Here is a 19,118-nt window from a genome sequence, read left to right on the forward strand (position 1 = left end):
GCTAGTCGCGGGCCGCGGTCAGGTGCTCCGCGTGCTCCTGGAGCGAGCGGACGCCCACGTCGCCGTGGTTGAGCGCGTCGATGCCCTGGACGGCCGCGGCGAGCGCCTGGACCGTGGTGAGGCAGGGCACGCTGCGCGCCACCGCGGCCGTACGGATCTCGTAGCCGTCGAGGCGGCCGCCGGTGCCGTACGGGGTGTTGACGATCAGGTCGACCTGGCCGTCGTGGATGAGCTGGACGATGGTCTTCTCGCCGTTCGGGCCTTCGCCCTCGCTGAGCTTGCGGACGACCGTGGCGTTGATGCCGTTGCGCTTGAGGACCTCGGCGGTGCCGGAGGTGGCGAGCAGCTCGAAGCCGTGGGCGACGAGCTCGCGGGCCGGGAAGATCATCGAGCGCTTGTCGCGGTTGGCGACCGAGATGAACGCGCGGCCCTTGGTGGGCAGCGGGCCGTACGCGCCGGCCTGCGACTTGGCGTAGGCCGTGCCGAAGACCGCGTCGATGCCCATGACCTCGCCGGTGGAGCGCATCTCCGGGCCGAGGACGGTGTCGACGCCGCGGCCGTGCACGTCGCGGAAGCGCGACCACGGCATCACGGCCTCCTTGACGGAGATCGGCGCGTCGAGCGGCAGGGTGCCGCCGTCGCCGTTCTTCGGCAGCAGGCCCTCGGCGCGCAGCTCGGCGATGGTGGCGCCGAGCGAGATGCGGGCGGCGGCCTTCGCGAGCGGCACGGCGGTCGCCTTCGAGGTGAAGGGGACCGTCCGGGAGGCACGCGGGTTGGCCTCGAGGACGTACAGGATGTCGCCGGCCATGGCGAACTGGATGTTGATCAGGCCGCGGACGCCGACGCCCTTGGCGATGGCCTCGGTGGAGGCGCGCAGGCGCTTGATGTCGAAGCCGCCGAGGGTGATCGGGGGCAGCGCGCAGGCCGAGTCGCCGGAGTGGATGCCGGCCTCCTCGATGTGCTCCATGACGCCGCCGAGGTAGAGCTCCTCGCCGTCGTAGAGCGCGTCGACGTCGATCTCGATGGCGTCGTCGAGGAAGCGGTCGACCAGGACCGGCCGGGTGGGGCTGATCTCGGTGGACTCGGCGATGTACGACTCCAGGCGGGCCTCGTCGTACACGATCTCCATGCCGCGGCCGCCGAGCACGTACGAGGGGCGTACGAGGACGGGGTAGCCGATCTCGTCGGCGATGGCCTTGGCGCCGGCGAAGGTGGTCGCGGTGCCGTGCTTCGGCGCGGGGAGCCCGGCCTCGGCGAGGACGCGGCCGAAGGCGCCGCGGTCCTCGGCGGCGTGGATGGCCTCCGGGGAGGTGCCGACGACCGGCACGCCGTTGTCCTTGAGCGCCTGCGACAGACCCAGCGGGGTCTGGCCGCCGAGCTGGACGACGACACCGGCGACGGGGCCGGCGAGGGTCTCGGCGTGGACGATCTCCAGCACGTCCTCGAGCGTCAGCGGCTCGAAGTACAGGCGGTCGGAGGTGTCGTAGTCCGTCGAGACGGTCTCCGGGTTGCAGTTGACCATCACGGTCTCGTAGCCGGCGTCGCTCAGGGCGAAGGAGGCGTGGACGCAGGAGTAGTCGAACTCGATGCCCTGGCCGATGCGGTTCGGGCCGGAGCCCAGGATGATCACGGCGGGCTTCTCGCGCGGGGCGACCTCGCTCTCCTCGTCGTACGAGGAGTAGAAGTACGGGGTCTTGGCGGCGAACTCGGCGGCGCAGGTGTCGACCGTCTTGTAGACCGGGCGGACGCCGAGGGCGTGCCGGACCTCGCGGACGACGTCCTCGCGCAGGCCGCGGATCTCGGCGATCTGGACGTCGGAGAAGCCGTGGCGCTTGGCCTCGGCGAGGAGCTCGGGCTCCAGCTTCTCGGCGGCGGCCAGCTCGTCGGCGATCTCCTTGATCAGGAAGAGCTGGTCGACGAACCACGGGTCGATCTTCGTGGCGTCGAAGACCTCCTGCGGGGTGGCGCCGGCGCGGATGGCCTGCATGACGGTGTTGATGCGGCCGTCGGTCGGGCGGACCGCCTCGCGCAGCAGCTCCGCCTTGTCGCCGGGCTCGCCGACGAAGGTGAACTGCGAGCCCTTCTTCTCCAGGGAGCGCAGGGCCTTCTGGAGCGCCTCGGTGAAGTTGCGGCCGATGGCCATGGCCTCGCCGACCGACTTCATCGTGGTGGTGAGGGTGGAGTCGGCCTGCGGGAACTTCTCGAAGGCGAAGCGCGGGGCCTTGACGACGACGTAGTCGAGCGTGGGCTCGAAGGACGCCGGGGTCTTCTCCGTGATGTCGTTCGGGATCTCGTCGAGCGTGTAGCCGACGGCGAGACGGGCCGCGATCTTGGCGATCGGGAAGCCGGTCGCCTTGGAGGCGAGCGCCGAGGAGCGGGAGACGCGCGGGTTCATCTCGATGACGATGACCCGGCCGTCGTCGGGGTTGATCGCGAACTGGATGTTGCAGCCGCCGGTGTCGACGCCGACCTCGCGGATGATCGCGATGCCGATGTCGCGGAGGCGCTGGTACTCGCGGTCCGTGAGCGTCATCGCCGGGGCGACGGTGATCGAGTCACCGGTGTGGACGCCCATCGGGTCGAAGTTCTCGATGGAGCAGACGACCACGACGTTGTCGTGCTTGTCGCGCATGAGCTCCAGCTCGTACTCCTTCCAGCCGAGGATGGACTCCTCCAGGAGCACCTCGGTGGTCGGGGAGAGCGTGAGGCCCTGGCCGGCGATGCGGCGCAGCTCTTCCTCGTCGTGGGCGAAGCCGGAGCCGGCGCCGCCCATCGTGAAGGAGGGGCGGACGACGACGGGGTAGCCGCCGAGCGTCTCGACGCCCTTGAGGACGTCGTCCATGGAGTGGCAGATGACGGAGCGGGCGGACTCGCCGTATCCGATCTTGGCCTTGACGGCCTCGACGACGCCCTTGAAGAGGTCGCGGTCCTCGCCCTTGTTGATGGCCTCGACGTTGGCGCCGATGAGCTCGACGCCGTACTTCTCGAGGACACCCTGCTCGTGCATGGAGATCGCGGTGTTGAGCGCGGTCTGGCCACCGAGGGTGGGCAGGAGCGCGTCGGGGCGCTCCTTGGCGATGATCTTCTCGACGAACTCGGGGGTGATCGGCTCGACGTAGGTGGCGTCGGCGATCTCCGGGTCGGTCATGATCGTGGCCGGGTTGGAGTTGACCAGGATCACCCGCAGGCCCTCGGCCTTGAGGATGCGGCAGGCCTGGGTGCCGGAGTAGTCGAACTCGGCGGCCTGGCCGATGACGATCGGGCCGGAGCCGATGACCAGGACGGACTGGATATCGGTGCGCTTAGGCACGCTCGGCCTCCATCAGGGATACGAAGCGGTCGAAGAGGTACGCGGCGTCGTGCGGGCCCGCGGCCGCCTCGGGGTGGTACTGGACGGAGAAGGCCGGCTGGTCGAGCAGCTGGAGGCCTTCGACGACCTGGTCGTTCAGGCAGACGTGGGAGACCTCGGCACGCCCGTAGGGGGTGTCGGAGACCTTGTCGAGGGGCGCGTCGACGGCGAAGCCGTGGTTGTGCGCGGTGACCTCGACCTTGCCGGTGGTGCGGTCCTGCACGGGCTGGTTGATGCCCCGGTGGCCGTACTTCAGCTTGTAGGTGCCGAAGCCGAGCGCGCGGCCGAGGATCTGGTTGCCGAAGCAGATGCCGAAGAGCGGCGTCCTGCGCTCCAGCACGGCCTGCATGACGGCGACGGGGCCGTCCGCGGTGGCCGGGTCGCCGGGGCCGTTGGAGAAGAACACACCGTCGGGGTTGACGGCGTAGATGTCCTCGGCGGTGGCGGTGGCGGGCAGCACGTGGACCTCGATGCCGCGCTCGGCCATCCGGTGCGGGGTCATGCCCTTGATGCCGAGGTCGACGGCGGCGACGGTGAACTTCTTCTCGCCGATCGCGGGGACGACGTACGTCTCCTTGGTGGCGACCTCGGCGGAGAGGTTCGCGCCCTTCATCTGGGGCTGCGCCTGGACCTTGGCGAGCAGCGTGGCCTCGTCGGCGACCGCGTCGCCGGAGAAGATGCCGACGCGCATGGCGCCGCGCTCGCGCAGGTGGCGGGTGAGGGCGCGGGTGTCGATGCCGGAGATGCCGACGACGCCCTGGCGCTCCAGCTCCTCGTCCAGCGAGCGCTGGGAGCGCCAGTTGGAGGAGACGCGGGCGGGGTCGCGGACGACGTAGCCGGAGACCCAGATGCGGCCGGACTCGGGGTCCTCGTCGTTGACGCCGGTGTTGCCGACGTGCGGGGCGGTCATGACCACGACCTGGCGGTGGTACGACGGGTCGGTGAGGGTCTCCTGGTAGCCGGTCATGCCGGTGGAGAACACGGCCTCGCCGAAGGTCTCCCCCACGGCCCCGTAGGCGCGGCCGCGGAAGGCGCGGCCGTCCTCCAGGACGAGTACGGCGGGAGCCTTGGCGGCTCCCCTGGTGGAGGTCGTCATCGTGCGATGCCTTCCGTCGTGGTGGTTACGGCGTTCATGGAGTTGATGGCCTCGACCCAGGCCGTGTGCTCGGCCGCGCGGTCGGAGCGGAAGCCGGAGTCGAGCAGCTTGCCGCCGTGCTCCCAGGTGACGATCAGGAGCCCGCCCTCGGCGAGGACCTTGCCGGCGATGCCCTTGTCGAGGCGGGCCTCGCGCAGGGCGGCGGCCGGCAGGAAGAAGTCGTTCGCCCCGGGGCGTACGACCTCGATCCCGGCGTCGGTGAGCGTGAGCTCGACGCGGCTGCGGGTGCCGAGGCCGTGGGCGACGATCCGGTCGAGCCACTGCCCGGCGGTCGTGGACCCGTGGTAGCGCCCGCTGAGAGTCAGTCTCGCCTCACCGGTCGTGTCCGGCGCGGTGGGGAGCTCGGGCAGGTCCGACTGGAGGCTGCCGCGCCACTTCCAGCCCTGGCGCATGAGCCAGTACACGAAGACGACGAACAGCAGCAGTCCGGCGACCCAGCCGAGCCGTCCGGCCCAGTCGGTCACCTCCGCCGATTTCTGCTCGGCAGCCTCTGCGGCGATTGCGATGAGTGGTGTCACGCCAGCTTCCCGTCCACGACCGTTGCCCGGCCCCGCAGGAAGGTGTGGGTGACGCGTCCCGGCAGCTCGCGGCCCTCGTAGGGGGTGTTGCGGCTGCGGGAGGCGAAGTCCGCGGGGTCCACGACACCACGGTAAGCCGGATCGACCAGCGTCAGGTTCGCGGGCTCACCAGCCGAGACGGGGCGTCCGTGGCCCTTGGCCCGTCCGATGCGGGCGGGGGCGAAGGACATGCGCTCGGCGACGCCGGCCCAGTCGAGGAGGCCGGTCTCGACCATCGTCTGCTGGACGACGGAGAGGGCGGTCTCCAGGCCGACCATGCCCATGGCGGCCGCGGCCCACTCGCAGTCCTTGTCCTCGTGGGGGTGCGGGGCGTGGTCGGTGGCGACGATGTCGATCGTGCCGTCGGCCAGCGCCTCGCGGAGGGCGAGGACGTCCTTCTCGGTGCGCAGCGGCGGGTTGACCTTGTAGACGGGGTTGTACGAGCGGACCAGCTCGTCCGTGAGGAGGAGGTGGTGCGGGGTGACCTCGGCGGTGACGTCGATGCCGCGGGACTTGGCCCAGCGGACGATCTCGACGGAGCCGGCGGTGGAGAGGTGGCAGATGTGGACGCGGGAGCCGACGTGCTCGGCGAGGAGGACGTCGCGGGCGATGATCGACTCCTCGGCGACGGCGGGCCAGCCGCCGAGGCCGAGCTCGGCGGAGACGATGCCCTCGTTCATCTGGGCGCCCTCGGTGAGGCGGGGCTCCTGGGCGTGCTGGGCGACGACGCCGCCGAAGGCCTTCACGTACTCCAGGGCGCGGCGCATGATCACGGCGTCGTCGACGCACTTGCCGTCGTCGGAGAAGACGGTGACGCCGGCGGCGGAGTCGTGCATGGCGCCGAGCTCGGCGAGCTTCTTGCCCTCCAGGCCGACGGTGACGGCGCCGATGGGCTGGACGTCGCAGTAGCCGGCCTCCTGGCCGAGGCGGTAGACCTGCTCGACGACGCCGGCGGTGTCGGCGACCGGGTGGGTGTTGGCCATGGCGAAGACGGCCGTGTAGCCGCCGGAGGCGGCGGCGCGGGTGCCGGTGAGGACGGTCTCGGAGTCCTCGCGGCCGGGCTCGCGGAGGTGGGTGTGGAGGTCGACGAGGCCGGGCAGCAGGATCTGGCCGTCGGCCTCGATCACGGTCGCGCCCTCGGCGGCGAGCCCGGTGCCGACCTCGGCGATGGTCTCGCCGTTGATGAGGACGTCCTGGACGTCGCCGCCGAGGACCTGGGCACCGCGGATAAGGATCTTGCTCATGGTTACTTGTTCTCCTCGGTGCGGGTGTGGCTGACGGCGGACTCGTTGCCGCCCAGAAGCAGGTAGAGGACGGCCATCCGGACGGAGACGCCGTTGGCGACCTGCTCGACGACCGTGCAGCGGTCGGAGTCGGCGACCTCGGCGGTGATCTCCATGCCGCGGACCATCGGGCCGGGGTGCATGACGATGGCGTGCTCGGGCATCTTCGCCATCCGCTCGCCGTCGAGCCCGTAGCGGCGCGAGTACTCGCGCTCGGTCGGGAAGAAGGCGGCGTTCATCCGCTCGCGCTGCACACGCAGCATCATCACCGCGTCGGACTTCGGCAGCACGCTGTCGAGGTCGTACGAGATGTCGCAGGGCCAGGTCTCGACGCCGACGGGGACCAGGGTCGGCGGGGCCACCAGGGTGACCTCGGCGCCGAGGGTGTGGAGCAGGTCGACGTTGGAGCGGGCGACCCGGCTGTGCAGGACGTCGCCCACGAGGGTGATGCGCTTGCCGGCGAGGTCCTGGCCGAGGCCGGCGTCGCGGCCGACGAGGCGGCGGCGCATGGTGAAGGCGTCGAGGAGGGCCTGGGTGGGGTGCTGGTGGGTGCCGTCGCCGGCGTTGATGACGGGGGCGTCGATCCAGCCGGAGGTGGCGAGCCGGTAGGGGGCGCCGGAGGCGCCGTGCCGGATGACGACCGCGTCGACGCCCATGGCCTCCAGGGTCTGTGCGGTGTCCTTGAGGGACTCGCCCTTGGAGACGCTGGAGCCCTTGGCCGCGAAGTTGATCACGTCGGCGGAGAGGCGCTTCTCGGCGGCCTCGAAGGAGATGCGGGTCCGGGTGGAGTCCTCGAAGAAGAGGTTGCAGATGGTCCGACCGCGCAGGGTCGGGAGCTTCTTGATGGGCCGGTCGGCCACCCGGGCCATCTCCTCGGCGGTGTCGAGGATCTGGACGGCGTCGTCGCGGGTGAGGTCGGCGGCCGAGATGAGGTGACGCATCATCGGGGTTTCTCTCCGTGGTGGGGAGGTGTGCGGGCATGCGGGGGCGCAGGGGTGTGCCCCGGCCCCGGCGGGGAAGCCGGTCCGGCTAGGAGGCGGGCTTGGAACCGAGCAGGACGGTGTCGCGACCGTCTTCCTCGGCGAGCTGCACCTTGACCGTCTCCCGCAGCGACGTGGGGAGGTTCTTGCCGACGTAGTCGGCGCGGATCGGAAGTTCGCGGTGGCCGCGGTCGACGAGGACCGCGAGCTGGACGGCGCGCGGGCGGCCGATGTCGCCGAGGGCGTCGAGGGCGGCGCGGATGGTGCGTCCGGAGAAGAGGACGTCGTCGACGAGGACGACGAGGCGGCCGTCGATGCCGTCACCGGGGATCTCGGTGCGGCCGATGGCGCGGGCCGGCTTCAGCCGCAGGTCGTCCCGGTACATGGTGATGTCGAGGGAGCCGACCGGGATCTTGGTGCCGGTGATCGATTCGAGCTTCTCGGCGAGCCGGCGGGCGAGGAAGACGCCGCGGGTGGGGATGCCGAGGAGGACCACGTCGTCGGCGCCCTTGGCGCGCTCGACGATCTCGTGGGCGATGCGGGTCAGGACCCGCGCGATGTCGGGGCCCTCGAGAACGGGGCGGGCGTCATCGCCGTGCTGCTGCTGAGTGTCCATGAAAAACGGACCTCCTTCTCCGCCTCACGGGACGGCTCTTAAAGGACGTCGGATTTGCGCCGTTCACTCTACCAGGGGTGGGAGCGGCTTTCTCGTGCACCCCTGCCGCCCCTCCGGGCGCCGTCCCCCGGGAGGGGGCGGTACGGACCATTCGGCTTGACGGGTAGGTGTAACGCTGCGTAACCTCACAGTGAGTTACCAGCCGCGCGGCGCAGCCGCATGTCGTCACAGCGTCCGGGAGCGTTATGTCCAGCGAATACGCAAAGCAGCTCGGGGCCAAACTCCGTGCCATCCGCACCCAGCAGGGTCTGTCCCTCCACGGGGTGGAGGAGAAGTCCCAGGGCCGCTGGAAGGCGGTCGTGGTCGGCTCGTACGAGCGCGGAGACCGCGCGGTGACCGTGCAGCGTCTTGCCGAGCTGGCCGACTTCTACGGGGTGCCGGTGCAGGAGCTCCTGCCGGGCACGACTCCGGGCGGGGCCGCCGAGCCGCCGCCGAAGCTGGTCCTGGACCTGGAGCGCCTGGCCCACGTCCCGCAGGAGAAGGCCGGCCCCCTCCAGCGCTACGCCGCGACGATCCAGTCGCAGCGCGGCGACTACAACGGCAAGGTACTGTCGATCCGCCAGGACGACCTGCGCACGCTCGCCGTCATCTACGACCAGTCCCCCTCGGTCCTCACCGAGCAGCTGATCAGCTGGGGCGTCCTGGACGCGGACGCGCGCCGCGCGGTCGCCCACGAGGACAACTGACCCCCTGCGAGGTCACAGCAGAAACGTACCGCCGGGCCCGTGGACGTCATCCGACGTCCACGGGCCGCTGCTTTCCCCGGAGACCCGGAGCCCCGGAGAGCAGGAGAGCAGGAGGGCGGGCGGGCGGGCCCGTGGGGACGCGGGTACGCGAAGGGGCCCGCAGCACTCGGTGCTGCGGGCCCCTTCGCGTACCGTACGGGGACTAGACGTCCGCGTCCCGGCGCAGGCGCGGCTTCAGGTCCTTGAAGCGCCCCAGCAGGCCGTTGACGAAGGCCGGGGACTCGTCCGTGGAGAACTCCTTGGCGAGCTGCACCGACTCGTCGATCGCGACCGCGTCCGGCGTGCCGTCCTCCCAGATCAGCTCGTACGCACCGAGGCGCACGATGTTCCGGTCGGCGACGGGCATCCGGTCGAGGGTCCAGTCCACCGAGTAGGTCTCGATGAGCTCGTCGATCCGCGCCACGTGGGCCGCGTATCCCTCGACCAGCTGCATGGTGAAGTCGTTGACCGGCGGCTGACGGTCGTCCGACCGCGCGAGCCGGACCTGGTCCGCGAGAACCTCCTGGACGGAGGCGCCACGCTGGTCGGCCTCGAAGAGGATCTGGAAGGCGCGCTTGCGTGCCTTGCTCCGAGCGGCCACGGTTACTTGTTCACCCGGCCGAGGTAGCTGCTGTCGCGGGTGTCGACCTTGACCTTCTCACCGGTGGTGATGAAGAGCGGGACCTGGATCTGGTGACCGGTCTCCAGGATGGCGGGCTTGGTGCCACCGGTGGAGCGGTCGCCCTGGACGCCCGGCTCGGTCTCCTGGATGACCAGCTCGACGGCGGCCGGGAGCTCGACGTAGAGCACCTCGCCCTCGTGCTGCGCGACGGAGGCCGTGAAGCCCTCGATGAGGAAGTTGGCGGCGTCGCCGACGTTCTTCCTGTCGATGTGCAGCTGGTCGTAGGTCTCCATGTCCATGAAGACGAAGTACTCGCCGTCCATGTAGGAGAACTGCATGTCACGACGGTCGATGGTGGCCGTGTCGACCTTCGTGCCGGCGTTGAAGGTCTTGTCGACGACCTTGCCGGAGAGCACGTGCTTGAGCTTCGTGCGCACGAAGGCCGGGCCCTTGCCGGGCTTGACGTGCTGGAACTCGACGACGGACCAGAGCTGGCCCCCGTCGAGCTTGAGCACCATGCCGTTCTTGAGGTCGTTCGTGGAAGCCACGGTTGCGGAATCTCCTGGACTGACGTGGACCTGGGAGGCGTACGCGCCTTACAGCGCGAGCAGCTCCTTGGTCGTGATGGTGAGTAGCTCGGGTCCGCCGTCCGCCTCCTGGCGTACGACGAGCGTGTCATCGATCCGGACTCCGCCCCGGCCCGGGAGGTGGACCCCCGGTTCGACGGTGACCGGCACACAAGCGTCCAGTTTACCCATGGCCGAGGGTGAGAGCTGCGGGTCCTCGTCGATTTCGAGCCCGACACCGTGCCCGGTGAGGGGCACGGCGGCCTCCGCGTGCCCTGCGGCGTCCAGGATCTGGCGGGCCGCCCGGTCCACGTCCCGGTACTCGGCGCCCGGTGCCAGGGACTCGCGTCCGGCCCGCTGAGCGGCGAAGACGAGCTCGTACAGCTCGATCTGCCAGTCGGCGGGGGTGGTGCCGATGACGAAGGTGCGGCCGATCTCGCACCGGTAGCCGCGGTAGTCCGCGCCGAGGCAGACGGAGAGGAAATCGCCCTCCTCGACCCGCCGGTCGGTGGGCCGGTGCCCGCGGCGCCCGGAGTGCGGGCCGGTGCCCACCGAGGTGGGGAAGGCGGCCCCGTCGGCGCCGTGGTCGACGAGCCGCCGCTCCAGCTCCAGGGCGAGGTGGCGCTCGGTCCGGCCCACCAGGATCGACTCCAGGAGCTCGCCGAGGGCCTGGTCGGCGATCTCCGCCGCGATCCGCAGACAGGCGATCTCGTCCTCGTCCTTGACGATCCTGAGCTGTTCCACGGCGCAGGCGAGGTCGGCGAGGCGCAGTCCGGGGCCGACGGAGCCCATGGCCCGGTGCCGGGCGACCGTCAGGTGGTGCTCCTCGACGGCGAGCGCGTCGGCGCCGGCCCGGCGGGCGAGGTCGACGGCCGCGACCGCCGGATCGCCTCCTCCGGTGGGCAGGACCTGCTGCCGGAGCAGTTCGTCGAGCCGCCCGTCGGCCGGTTCGCCACCGGGCGCGACGGGGCAGAGCAGGACGTCCGTCTCCGGCTCCGGCCCGACGAGCAGGACGGCGCCGGGCGGCGAACCACCCGCGAGATAGCGGACGTTGGCGGGACGGGAGACCAGGGCCGCCGGGCTGCCCGCGGCCGCGCACCGGTCGCGCAGCCGCACACGGCGGTCCGCATACACCTCTGACATGCTCCGAGCCTACGAGCCGGGCGCCGGGCCGTCCTGTTCAGAACGGCCGTCCGGGCGCGGTCACCAGGTGGGCGGGCTCGCGATCGCGCGGGCGAGGACGTCGTCGAGGACCCGCGCGGTGGTCTCGACGTCGTACGTGGAGTTGTCGATGATCGGCAGGCCGGAGCCGTACCAGCCGGCCATCCGGCCGTGGATGGCGGCGACCTCCTCGTCGGAGAGGCGCCGGTTGCCGCTGCGCTCGGCGTTGCGCTCCAGGACGATCTCCAGGCCGGGCAGGAGGACGACGGGCAGCAGGCCGGGCCCCACGTGGCGCTTCCAGCCGCCGAGGCCGACGACGGGCCGGTCCGGGAAGACGGCGTCGTCGACGATGCAGGAGATGCCGTTGGCGAGGAAGTTGCGCGCGGCGAAGCCGCAGGTGCGGCGGGCGAGCCGGTACTGCGCCTCGGAGTGCTCGTTCCAGCCGGACTGCGGGTCGGCGAAGCCGGAGCAGACCCACTCGCGGACGTCGTCGAGGCTGATGTGCGCCGTGGGCACGCGGCGGCGCTGGGCCCAGTGCCGGGCGACGGTCGTCTTGCCGGCGCCCGCGGGGCCGATGAGGAGTACGGCGAGGGTCGCCGCGCCCGTCCCGGCTCCGTGCTCCACGGACGGCGCGAGGGGCGCGCTCACGGGCGGCAGCGGAACGTGCCCGGTGAGGTCGCCGCGCGGCGGGACGGCGGAGGGATGCTGCGGCCCGGCGCCGGGGTGCTGAGGAGCGGCGGGGTGCGGCCCGGAACCCGGGTGCTGCGGGGCGCCCGGGTGCGGTCCGGCGACAGGTGCTTGCGGGGCGCCCGGGTGCGGCGCACTCCCCGGGTGGGGGGCCGCCGGATGCTGCGGTATGCCCCCGGGAGCACCCCAGCCCGGCGCCGCGTGCGGGGGCCTCGGGGTGCCGGCCTGGACCGTCGGATGCACACCGAGCCGGGGCTCGGGCGCCGCCCCCGGGTACGGGGCACCCGGCGGGACCGGCGGAGGAACGGGCGGCTGCCCGCCGAGGTCCCCGCCGCCCGCCGGCCCCCCCACTGCGTGCTGCATCCGGTGCCACTCCGTCTCGTACGCCTGTCGGATCCCCGGACCGGTGTCCGTGGACGGCGGAACGTTACCGCCCCCGGCCCCCACGGGGGGAACGGCCGGGGACGCCCCCTGGTGCCCTGCCAGGCCCTGTCCGGCCGTGTCGGGCCGTGTGTCGGGCCGCATCAGGCCGCGTCAGGCCGTGTCAGGCCGCGTCAGTCGGCGAGTTCCTCGGCGAGCGCCCGCAGCGCCAGCCGGTAGGAACCGATCCCGAACCCGGCGACCGTCCCGGTCGCCACGGCCGCGACGACCGAGGTGTGCCGGAACTCCTCGCGGGCGTACGGGTTCGAGATGTGGACCTCGATCAGCGGGGCGGTCCGCTGGGCGGCGGCGTCCCTCATCCCGTACGAGTAGTGCGTGAACGCGCCGGGGTTGATCACCACCGGGATCGAGCCGTCCGCGGCCTCGTGGAGCCAGCGGATCATCTCGCCCTCGTCGTTGGTCTCCCGCACCTCGACGTCGAAGCCGAGCTCCGCGCCGAGGGTCCGGCAGGACTCGACGAGCCCCTTGTACGAGGTGGCGCCGTAGATGTCGGGCTCGCGGGAGCCGAGACGGCCCAGGTTGGGGCCGTTGAGCACCAGAACCGGACGCGTCCCGCTCACGCGGACACCTCGCCGTACGCCGCGACCAGGACGGCCGGGTCCGGGCCCTCCAGGACCGTCGGCTTGCCGATGCCGTCGAGCACGATGAAGCGCAGCAGGTCGCCGCGGGACTTCTTGTCGACCCGCATGGTCTCCAGGAGCTTCGGCCACTGGTCGCCGCGGTAGGTGAGCGGCAGGCCGACGGACTCCAGGATGGCCCTGTGCCGGTCGGCGGTGGCGTCGTCGAGCCGCCCGGCGAGGCGGCCGAGCTCGGCGGCGAAGACCATGCCGACGGAGACGGCGGCGCCGTGGCGCCACTTGTACCGCTCGTTCTTCTCGATGGCGTGGGCGAGGGTGTGGCCGTAGTTGAGGATCTCGCGGCGGCCGGACTCCTTGAGGTCGCCGGAGACGACCTCGGCCTTGACCTTGATCGAGCGGACGAGCAGCTCGGCGGTGTGCGGACCGGCCGGGGTGCGGGCGGCCTGCGGGTCCTCCTCGATGAGGTCGAGGATGACCGGGTCGACGATGAAGCCGGCCTTGATGATCTCCGCGAGCCCGCTGACGTAGTCGTGGACCGGCAGCGAGTCGAGCGCCGCGAGGTCGCAGAGGACCCCGGCGGGCGGGTGGAAGGCGCCGACGAGGTTCTTGCCCTCGGCGGTGTTGATGCCGGTCTTGCCGCCGACGGCCGCGTCGACCATGGCGAGGACGGTGGTCGGCACGGCGATCCAGCGGACGCCCCGCAGCCAGGTCGCGGCCACGAAGCCGGCCAGGTCGGTGGTGGCGCCGCCGCCGACGCCGACGACGACGTCGCTGCGGGTGAAGCCGGTCTGGCCCAGCGCCTTCCAGCAGTAGGCGGCGACCTCGGCGGTCTTGGCCTCCTCGGCGTTCGGCACCTGGATGGCGACCGCCTCGTAGCCCTGCTCGGCGAGGTCGGCGCGGAGCGCCTCGCCGGTGTCGGCGAGCGCCTCCGGGTGGATCACGGCGACCCGCTTGGCCTGGGTGCCGATCAGGCCGGGAAGCTCACCGAGGAGCTGCCGCCCGACCAGTACCTCGTACGGGTCGGTGCCCGCGGAACCGCCGACCTGGATACGGGTCACCTGGTCCTGGTCCGTCATACGTCCTTCAACTCCAGTGCGTCGAGGACCGCCTGGGCGACCTCTTCGGGGGTGCGCTCGTCCGTGCTGACGACGACCCGGGCGACTTCGGTGTACAGATGGCGGCGCGCCTCCATCAGCTCGCGCCACTGGCGGCGCGGGTTGATGGCGAGGAGCGGCCGGGCGGTGTTGAGGCCGACCCGGCGCACGGCCTCCTCGACGTCCATGGAGAGGTACGCGACGGGCAGCCCGGCGAGCAGGGCGCGGGTCCCGGCGTCCAGGATCGCGCCGCCGCCGAGGGCGAGGACGCCCTCGTGCTCGGCGACGGCCGTGGCGACGGCGGCCCGTTCCAGGGCGCGGAAGTGCTCCTCGCCGTCCTCGACGAAGATGTCGGAGATCTCGCGTCCTTCGGCGGCGACGATGTCGGCGTCGGTGTCCCGGTAGGGCGCGCCGAGCCGTTCGGCCAGGAGCGCGCCCACCGTGGACTTGCCGGAGCCCATGGGCCCGACGAGGACGACCAGGGGTCCGGCGGTCACCGGATGTTCAGGTTGTCGAGGTACGACCGGACGTTGCGACGGGTCTCGGGGACCGAGTCGCCGCCGAACTTCTCGACGACCGCGTCCGCGAGGACGAGCGCGACCATGGCCTCGGCGACGATGCCGGCGGCGGGGACGGCGCAGACGTCGGAGCGCTGGTGGTGGGCGGCCGCGGCCTCGCCGGTGGCGACGTCGATCGTGGCCAGGGCGCGCGGGACGGTCGCGATGGGCTTCATCGCGGCGCGGACGCGCAGCAGCTCGCCGGTGGTCAGGCCGCCCTCGGTGCCGCCGGAGCGGCCGGAGGTGCGCTTGATGCCGTCCTCGGTGCGCACGATCTCGTCGTGGGCCTGCGAGCCGGGCACCCGGGCGAGGTCGAAGCCGTCGCCGACCTCGACGCCCTTGATGGCCTGGATGCCCATGAGGGCGGCGGCGAGCCGGGCGTCGAGACGACGGTCCCAGTGGACGTGCGAGCCGAGCCCGACGGGCACGCCGTAGGCGAGGACCTCGACGACGCCGCCGAGGGTGTCGCCGTCCTTGTGGGCCTGGTCGATCTCCGCGACCATCGCCTTCGACGCGTCGGCGTCGAGGCAGCGGACCGGGTCGGCGTCGAGCTTCTCGACGTCGGCGGGGGTCGGGTAGAGGCCGTAGGGGGCCTTGGCGGCCGCGAGCTCCACGACGTGGCTCACGATCTCGATGCCGGCGGCCTCCTTGATGAAGGACCGGGCGACGGCGCCGAGGGCGACACGGGCGGCGGTCTCGCGGGCGCTGGCGCGCTCCAGGATCGGCCGGGCCTCGTCGAAGCCGTACTTCTGCATGCCGGCGAGGTCGGCGTGGCCGGGCCGGGGCCGGGTCAGGGGCGCGTTGCGGCCCGTCTCCTTGAGCTCCGAGGGGTCGACCGGGTCGGCCGACATGACCTTCTCCCACTTGGGCCACTCGGTGTTGCCGACCATGACGGCGATCGGGGATCCGAGGGAGAGTCCGTGCCGGACGCCGCCGAGGAAGGTGACCTCGTCCTGCTCGAACTTCATGCGGGCGCCACGCCCATAGCCGAGGCGTCGCCGCGCGAGGTGGTCCGCCACCAGCTCAGTGGTGACCGGGACGCCGGCGGGAAGACCCTCCAGCGTCGCGACCAGCGCGGGTCCGTGGGATTCCCCAGCGGTCAGCCAACGCAACCTGCTCAACGATGCTCCTCATGCTCGCGCCTGGGCACTGCAACGACGCGGCCGGGTGCGCGGCCCTGGCCCGCCACCCCGATCCTCCCACGTCCGGGGGACGAACCGGCCCTCCGGTCCAGCTATCGGACGTCGGCCTCGCTCTCCTGGACCGCCTCGCCGCTCCCGTGGTCGGCCCCGCTGCGCTCCAGGGGCGCGCCGAACCGCTCGCGCAGCCAGCCGAGGCCGTGGTGGACGAGCAGGGTGCAGCCCAGCGCGAGCAGGGGATACCTCACCCATTCGGGCAAGTCGTGGCGGAACCCCATGACGACCGCGCGCACGATGTCCCAGGACACGCTCCACCGCGACGCCAGGACGAATTCCCCACCCGTGTCCACTACCGCTCCCCCGTGATCGACTCGGTACGGGTGGAGCCTACCGAGCCGCCAGCGCCTGCTCCCCCGCCGCCCGCATGGCCGCCAGCGGGGCCTTCGGGACGCCGGTCATCTGCTCGACCTGGAGGACGGCCTGGTGGACGAGGAGGTCGAGGCCGCCGACGACCTTGCCGCCACGGTCGGACCAGGCGGCCGCGAGGGCCGTCGGCCAGGGGTCGTACAGGACGTCGAAGAGGGTGCCGACCCGGTCGGGGACGTCGTTCGCCAGGGCGTTGGTGGTGCCGGCCGGGGTGGTCGCGATGACCAGCGGCTCGTCGAAGGCCTCCGCCGCGCGCTCCCAGTCGGCGGTACGGACGTCCACGTCGAGCCGCTCGCCCCAGCCGCGCATCTCCTCGGCCCGCGCCTCGCTCCGTACGTACGCGGTGACGGGGCCGGCGCAGATCCGGGCGAGGGCGGCGAGCGCGGAGGAGGCGGTGGCACCGGCGCCGAGGACGGCAGCCGACTCCACCTTCTCGACGCCCCGCTCGCGCAGGGCGGCGATCATGCCGGGGATGTCGGTGTTGTCACCGAACCGGCGCCCGTCCTCGCGGAAGACGACGGTGTTGACGGCCTCCACGGAGGCGGCCGTGTCGCTGATCTCGTCGAGCAGCGGGATGATCGCCCGCTTGAGCGGCATGGTCAGCGAGAGCCCGGCCCAGCTGTCGTCCAGCTCCCCGACGAAGCCGGGCAGCCCGGCCTCGTCGACCTCGAACCGGTCGTACGCCCAGTCGTCGAGCCCGAGCGCGGCGTACGCGGCGCGGTGCAGGACCGGGGAGAGCGAGTGGGCGATGGGGGATCCCAGTACCGCCGCTCGGCGTGCTGCCGCCATCAGTTCTTCCTTGACTCGTTGAACTTTTCGACCAGCTTCTGGTGCTCGGCGTTGGTCTTCGTGAACTGCGAGGTCTTGCCGTCGATCGAGATGAAGTAGTACCAGCCGTCGTTCGTCGGGCTGACCGCGCCGGTCATCGCCTCGACGCCGGGGTTGCTGATCGGACCGGGCGGCAGGCCCTTCACGAAGTACGTGTTGTACGGGTTGTCGTACTTCCGCAGCTCTTCGAGGGTGAGGTCGATCTCGCTCTGGTTCTTGATGTAGTTGTACGTCGAGTCGAACTCGAGGCCGCCGTAGGTCTGCGGGTTCGACGGCTTGAGCCGGTTGTAGACGACCTCGGCCATCTTGCGGAAGTCGTCGTGCGACGTTCCCTCCGCCTGGACGAGGCTTCCGATCGTGAGGAGCTGCCAGGGGCCCTCGACGCCGAGCTCCTTCGCCTTGGCCTCCAGGTCCAGCTTCGTGTACTCCTGGTTCGCGCGGCTGACCATCTTACGCAGGACGTCCTCGGGCTTGTTTCCCTTGGCCACCGGGTAGCTCGCCGGGAAGAGGAAGCCCTCCAGCGGGTCCTTCACGTTCTTGTGGTTCTTCGCCCAGTCGGGCAGGCCGAGGCTGTCCGCCTTCGCCTTTGCGATGCCCTGAGTGGTGCCCGGCTTGAGGTCCAGACGCTCGTCGAGCTTCTCGTAGACCCAGGCGTTCCGCTTGCCCTCGGGGATGATCAGGTTGGCCTGGCTGGCCGGGTTCAGCATCAGCGTCACCGCGGCCTCGGCGGACATCTCCTTCTTCAGCGTGTAGGCACCCGCCTGGATCGAGAGACCCCGGGGGTTCTTCTGCTGCGCCGAGACGAAGGCGTCGACGCTCTTCACGACGCCGGCCTTCTTGAGGATGTTGCCGATCTCGTAGCCGCCCGCGGACTTCGGGATCTCGACCTGGACCTCGCCGCTGCCGGCGCCCGCGTAGTCGGGGGCCGCACCGAACTCGCCCTGCCAGAACTGGTAGCCGAAGTAGCCGATGCCGCCGACGCCGCCCACCAGGACGAGCGCGACGACCAGGCAGGCCACGCCGTTCTTGCCTTTGCGTTTCTTCGCTTTGCTCCGGCGCTCGCGGTCCTCGTCACGGGAGCCTCGGCCACGCCCCGGCTCGTCGTCGTGGTCGTCGTCGGGGTCGTCCTGGGAGCCGCCGGTGAAGAAGGGGTGCTTCTCCTCCTCCGGCTCGGGGTGGGCCTCTTCCTCCGGCGCCCAGTCGACGACCGGCTCCGGCGGGTTCTGCCGGCGGCCGGGCGGCTGGGGCGGCGGGTACGCCTCGGGCGTGCCGTAGAGGTCGGGGTTCTGGCCGCCGTACGGGTCGGCCGGGGGCGCGCCGTACGCCATCGCCGCCTGGCCGGTCTCCCAGTTGCCGTCGTACTGCTGTCCGGGATGCCCGGGCGTGTCGTACCCGCCCGGGTACCCCGTTCCGTACTGCTGCTGCTCCTGGTACTGCTGGTGCTGCTGCTGGTACTGGGGATCGACGTACTGCTGCTGGTACTGCTGCTGCGGCTGCTGCTGATACTGCTGCTGCGCCTGCTGCTGGTACGGGTCGCCCCCGTAGCCCTGCCCGGCGTGACCGCCCTGGGCGTACGGGTCCGCGTAGCCCTGGCCGCCGTGGCCGTACTGGTTCGGCTGCTCCGGGTGCGGGTACTGCTGCTGGCCCTCCCACCCCTGGTCCCCGTAGAGCGGGTCCCCGGGGTGCCACGGTTCGGAGCCAGAGCCCCGGCCATACTCAGTCATCGATCCCCAAAACAGCCGCGAGGCTTCCGGACGATCCGCCTCTACGTAGTGCGGCAGCTGTTCGAACACCGCCGCATCGCGCGGAACGTTACCGTATCGCGATCAGATGACCACTTCGACGCCCTCACCGGGCGGATTACCTGATACCCGTTCGGACTCAAGAGCGTTCTGAAGGATGATCACAGCGGCGGCCTGGTCGATCACGGACCGCCCCTTCTTCGCCTTCACGCCCGAGGCCCGCAGGCCCTGGGTCGCGGTGACCGTGGTCATCCGCTCGTCGACGAGCCGGACCGGCACCGGGGCGATGCCCTTGGCCATCTCCCGGGCGAAGGCGCGCACCTTGGTCGCGGCCGGGCCCTCCCGCCCGCTGAGCGAGCGGGGCAGACCCACGACGACCTCGATGGGCTCGTACTCCTCGACGATCTGGCGGAGCCGCCGGTGGGCGGCCGGGACGTCACGTCCCGGCACGGTCTCCACCGGCGTCGCGAGGACCCCGTCGGGGTCGCTCGAGGCGACCCCGATCCGGGCGTCCCCGACGTCGACCGCGAGACGGCGGCCGCGGCGCATCG

Annotated in this window: 19 protein-coding genes; 1 reads left to right on the forward strand and 18 read right to left on the reverse strand. The window is 71.6% G+C overall.

Annotated elements, in window-relative coordinates:
- Position 1: 1 nt before the first annotated feature.
- From carB to pyrR, 6 genes are all read right to left on the reverse strand, one after another.
- Complete coding sequence (gene carB, locus AB5J54_RS07715; RefSeq protein WP_369143147.1) at positions 2 to 3,310, reverse strand: carbamoyl-phosphate synthase large subunit; 3,309 nt, start codon at positions 3,308 to 3,310, stop codon at positions 2 to 4.
- Positions 3,303 to 4,445, reverse strand: a complete 1,143-nt coding sequence (carA, locus tag AB5J54_RS07720; RefSeq protein WP_369143149.1) for a glutamine-hydrolyzing carbamoyl-phosphate synthase small subunit — start codon at positions 4,443 to 4,445, stop codon at positions 3,303 to 3,305. Before carA ends, carB begins: the two co-directional genes overlap by 8 nt.
- Positions 4,442 to 5,023: a hypothetical protein gene (locus tag AB5J54_RS07725; RefSeq protein ID WP_369143150.1), complete on the reverse strand. Its 582-nt coding sequence runs from the start codon at positions 5,021 to 5,023 to the stop codon at positions 4,442 to 4,444. The genes carA and AB5J54_RS07725 overlap by 4 nt, the downstream gene beginning before the upstream one ends.
- Positions 5,020 to 6,306 (reverse strand): dihydroorotase, encoded by a 1,287-nt coding sequence (locus AB5J54_RS07730; protein ID WP_369143151.1) that lies wholly within the window; start codon positions 6,304 to 6,306, stop codon positions 5,020 to 5,022. The genes AB5J54_RS07725 and AB5J54_RS07730 overlap by 4 nt, the downstream gene beginning before the upstream one ends.
- A 2-nt stretch (positions 6,307 to 6,308) precedes the next feature.
- Positions 6,309 to 7,289 carry an aspartate carbamoyltransferase catalytic subunit gene (locus AB5J54_RS07735; RefSeq protein ID WP_369143152.1) on the reverse strand — a complete coding sequence of 327 codons (981 nt, stop codon included), beginning with the start codon at positions 7,287 to 7,289 and terminating at the stop codon, positions 6,309 to 6,311.
- A gap of 85 nt (positions 7,290 to 7,374) precedes the next feature.
- Positions 7,375 to 7,941 (reverse strand): bifunctional pyr operon transcriptional regulator/uracil phosphoribosyltransferase PyrR, encoded by a 567-nt coding sequence (gene pyrR / locus AB5J54_RS07740; protein WP_369143153.1) that lies wholly within the window; start codon positions 7,939 to 7,941, stop codon positions 7,375 to 7,377.
- 245 nt (positions 7,942 to 8,186) lie between these two features.
- On the opposite strand from pyrR, the gene bldD reads away from it, so the two are divergent.
- Positions 8,187 to 8,687, forward strand: a complete 501-nt coding sequence (bldD, locus tag AB5J54_RS07745) for a transcriptional regulator BldD (RefSeq protein WP_017242229.1) — start codon at positions 8,187 to 8,189, stop codon at positions 8,685 to 8,687.
- A 202-nt stretch (positions 8,688 to 8,889) separates the two neighbouring features.
- Here bldD and nusB read toward each other — a convergent pair whose 3' ends face one another.
- From nusB to ruvX, 12 genes are all read right to left on the reverse strand, one after another.
- Entirely contained in the window at positions 8,890 to 9,327 is a 438-nt protein-coding gene (gene nusB, locus AB5J54_RS07750) for a transcription antitermination factor NusB (protein ID WP_116162016.1), read from the reverse strand.
- A 2-nt stretch (positions 9,328 to 9,329) separates the two neighbouring features.
- Positions 9,330 to 9,896 (reverse strand): elongation factor P, encoded by a 567-nt coding sequence (gene efp, locus AB5J54_RS07755; RefSeq protein WP_369143154.1) that lies wholly within the window; start codon positions 9,894 to 9,896, stop codon positions 9,330 to 9,332.
- Positions 9,897 to 9,944: 48 nt separating this feature from the next.
- Positions 9,945 to 11,057 carry an aminopeptidase P family protein gene (locus AB5J54_RS07760; RefSeq protein WP_369143155.1) on the reverse strand — a complete coding sequence of 371 codons (1,113 nt, stop codon included), beginning with the start codon at positions 11,055 to 11,057 and terminating at the stop codon, positions 9,945 to 9,947.
- A gap of 60 nt (positions 11,058 to 11,117) precedes the next feature.
- Entirely contained in the window at positions 11,118 to 11,933 is an 816-nt protein-coding gene (locus AB5J54_RS07765) for an AAA family ATPase (RefSeq protein ID WP_369149254.1), read from the reverse strand.
- A 383-nt stretch (positions 11,934 to 12,316) separates the two neighbouring features.
- Positions 12,317 to 12,763, reverse strand: coding sequence for a type II 3-dehydroquinate dehydratase (aroQ, locus tag AB5J54_RS07770; protein WP_369143156.1), 447 nt, complete (start codon positions 12,761 to 12,763; stop codon positions 12,317 to 12,319).
- Positions 12,760 to 13,857, reverse strand: coding sequence for a 3-dehydroquinate synthase (aroB, locus tag AB5J54_RS07775; RefSeq protein WP_369143157.1), 1,098 nt, complete (start codon positions 13,855 to 13,857; stop codon positions 12,760 to 12,762). Before aroB ends, aroQ begins: the two co-directional genes overlap by 4 nt.
- Positions 13,854 to 14,372: a shikimate kinase gene (locus AB5J54_RS07780; RefSeq protein WP_369143158.1), complete on the reverse strand. Its 519-nt coding sequence runs from the start codon at positions 14,370 to 14,372 to the stop codon at positions 13,854 to 13,856. The genes aroB and AB5J54_RS07780 overlap by 4 nt, the downstream gene beginning before the upstream one ends.
- Positions 14,369 to 15,553 carry a chorismate synthase gene (aroC, locus tag AB5J54_RS07785; RefSeq protein WP_369143159.1) on the reverse strand — a complete coding sequence of 395 codons (1,185 nt, stop codon included), beginning with the start codon at positions 15,551 to 15,553 and terminating at the stop codon, positions 14,369 to 14,371. The genes AB5J54_RS07780 and aroC overlap by 4 nt, the downstream gene beginning before the upstream one ends.
- Before the next feature lie 113 nt (positions 15,554 to 15,666).
- Positions 15,667 to 15,879 carry a hypothetical protein gene (locus AB5J54_RS07790; protein ID WP_369143160.1) on the reverse strand — a complete coding sequence of 71 codons (213 nt, stop codon included), beginning with the start codon at positions 15,877 to 15,879 and terminating at the stop codon, positions 15,667 to 15,669.
- 79 nt (positions 15,880 to 15,958) lie between these two features.
- A complete protein-coding gene (locus AB5J54_RS07795; protein WP_369143161.1) occupies positions 15,959 to 16,786 on the reverse strand; it encodes a shikimate dehydrogenase in 828 nt (275 codons plus the stop codon).
- Complete coding sequence (mltG, locus tag AB5J54_RS07800) at positions 16,786 to 18,549, reverse strand: endolytic transglycosylase MltG (RefSeq protein WP_369143162.1); 1,764 nt, start codon at positions 18,547 to 18,549, stop codon at positions 16,786 to 16,788. The genes AB5J54_RS07795 and mltG overlap by 1 nt, the downstream gene beginning before the upstream one ends.
- A gap of 102 nt (positions 18,550 to 18,651) precedes the next feature.
- On the reverse strand, positions 18,652 to 19,116 hold the full coding sequence (gene ruvX / locus AB5J54_RS07805; RefSeq protein ID WP_369149255.1) for a Holliday junction resolvase RuvX: 465 nt from the start codon (positions 19,114 to 19,116) through the stop codon (positions 18,652 to 18,654).
- Positions 19,117 to 19,118: the final 2 nt, after the last annotated feature.

The sequence above is a fragment of the Streptomyces sp. R44 genome (assembly GCF_041053105.1).
Classification (GTDB): domain Bacteria; phylum Actinomycetota; class Actinomycetes; order Streptomycetales; family Streptomycetaceae; genus Streptomyces.

Coding starts and splice junctions, on each gene's coding strand:
- ruvX (WP_369149255.1), bottom strand. CDS start 19,116: ATGCGCCGCGGCCGCCGTCTCGCGGTCGACGTCGGGGACGCCCGGATC.
- aroB (WP_369143157.1), bottom strand. CDS start 13,857: ATGACGGACCAGGACCAGGTGACCCGTATCCAGGTCGGCGGTTCCGCG.
- pyrR (WP_369143153.1), bottom strand. CDS start 7,941: ATGGACACTCAGCAGCAGCACGGCGATGACGCCCGCCCCGTTCTCGAG.
- carA (WP_369143149.1), bottom strand. CDS start 4,445: ATGACGACCTCCACCAGGGGAGCCGCCAAGGCTCCCGCCGTACTCGTC.
- AB5J54_RS07760 (WP_369143155.1), bottom strand. CDS start 11,057: ATGTCAGAGGTGTATGCGGACCGCCGTGTGCGGCTGCGCGACCGGTGC.
- AB5J54_RS07735 (WP_369143152.1), bottom strand. CDS start 7,289: ATGATGCGTCACCTCATCTCGGCCGCCGACCTCACCCGCGACGACGCC.
- mltG (WP_369143162.1), bottom strand. CDS start 18,549: ATGACTGAGTATGGCCGGGGCTCTGGCTCCGAACCGTGGCACCCCGGG.
- AB5J54_RS07795 (WP_369143161.1), bottom strand. CDS start 16,786: ATGGCGGCAGCACGCCGAGCGGCGGTACTGGGATCCCCCATCGCCCAC.
- bldD (WP_017242229.1), top strand. CDS start 8,187: ATGTCCAGCGAATACGCAAAGCAGCTCGGGGCCAAACTCCGTGCCATC.
- AB5J54_RS07730 (WP_369143151.1), bottom strand. CDS start 6,306: ATGAGCAAGATCCTTATCCGCGGTGCCCAGGTCCTCGGCGGCGACGTC.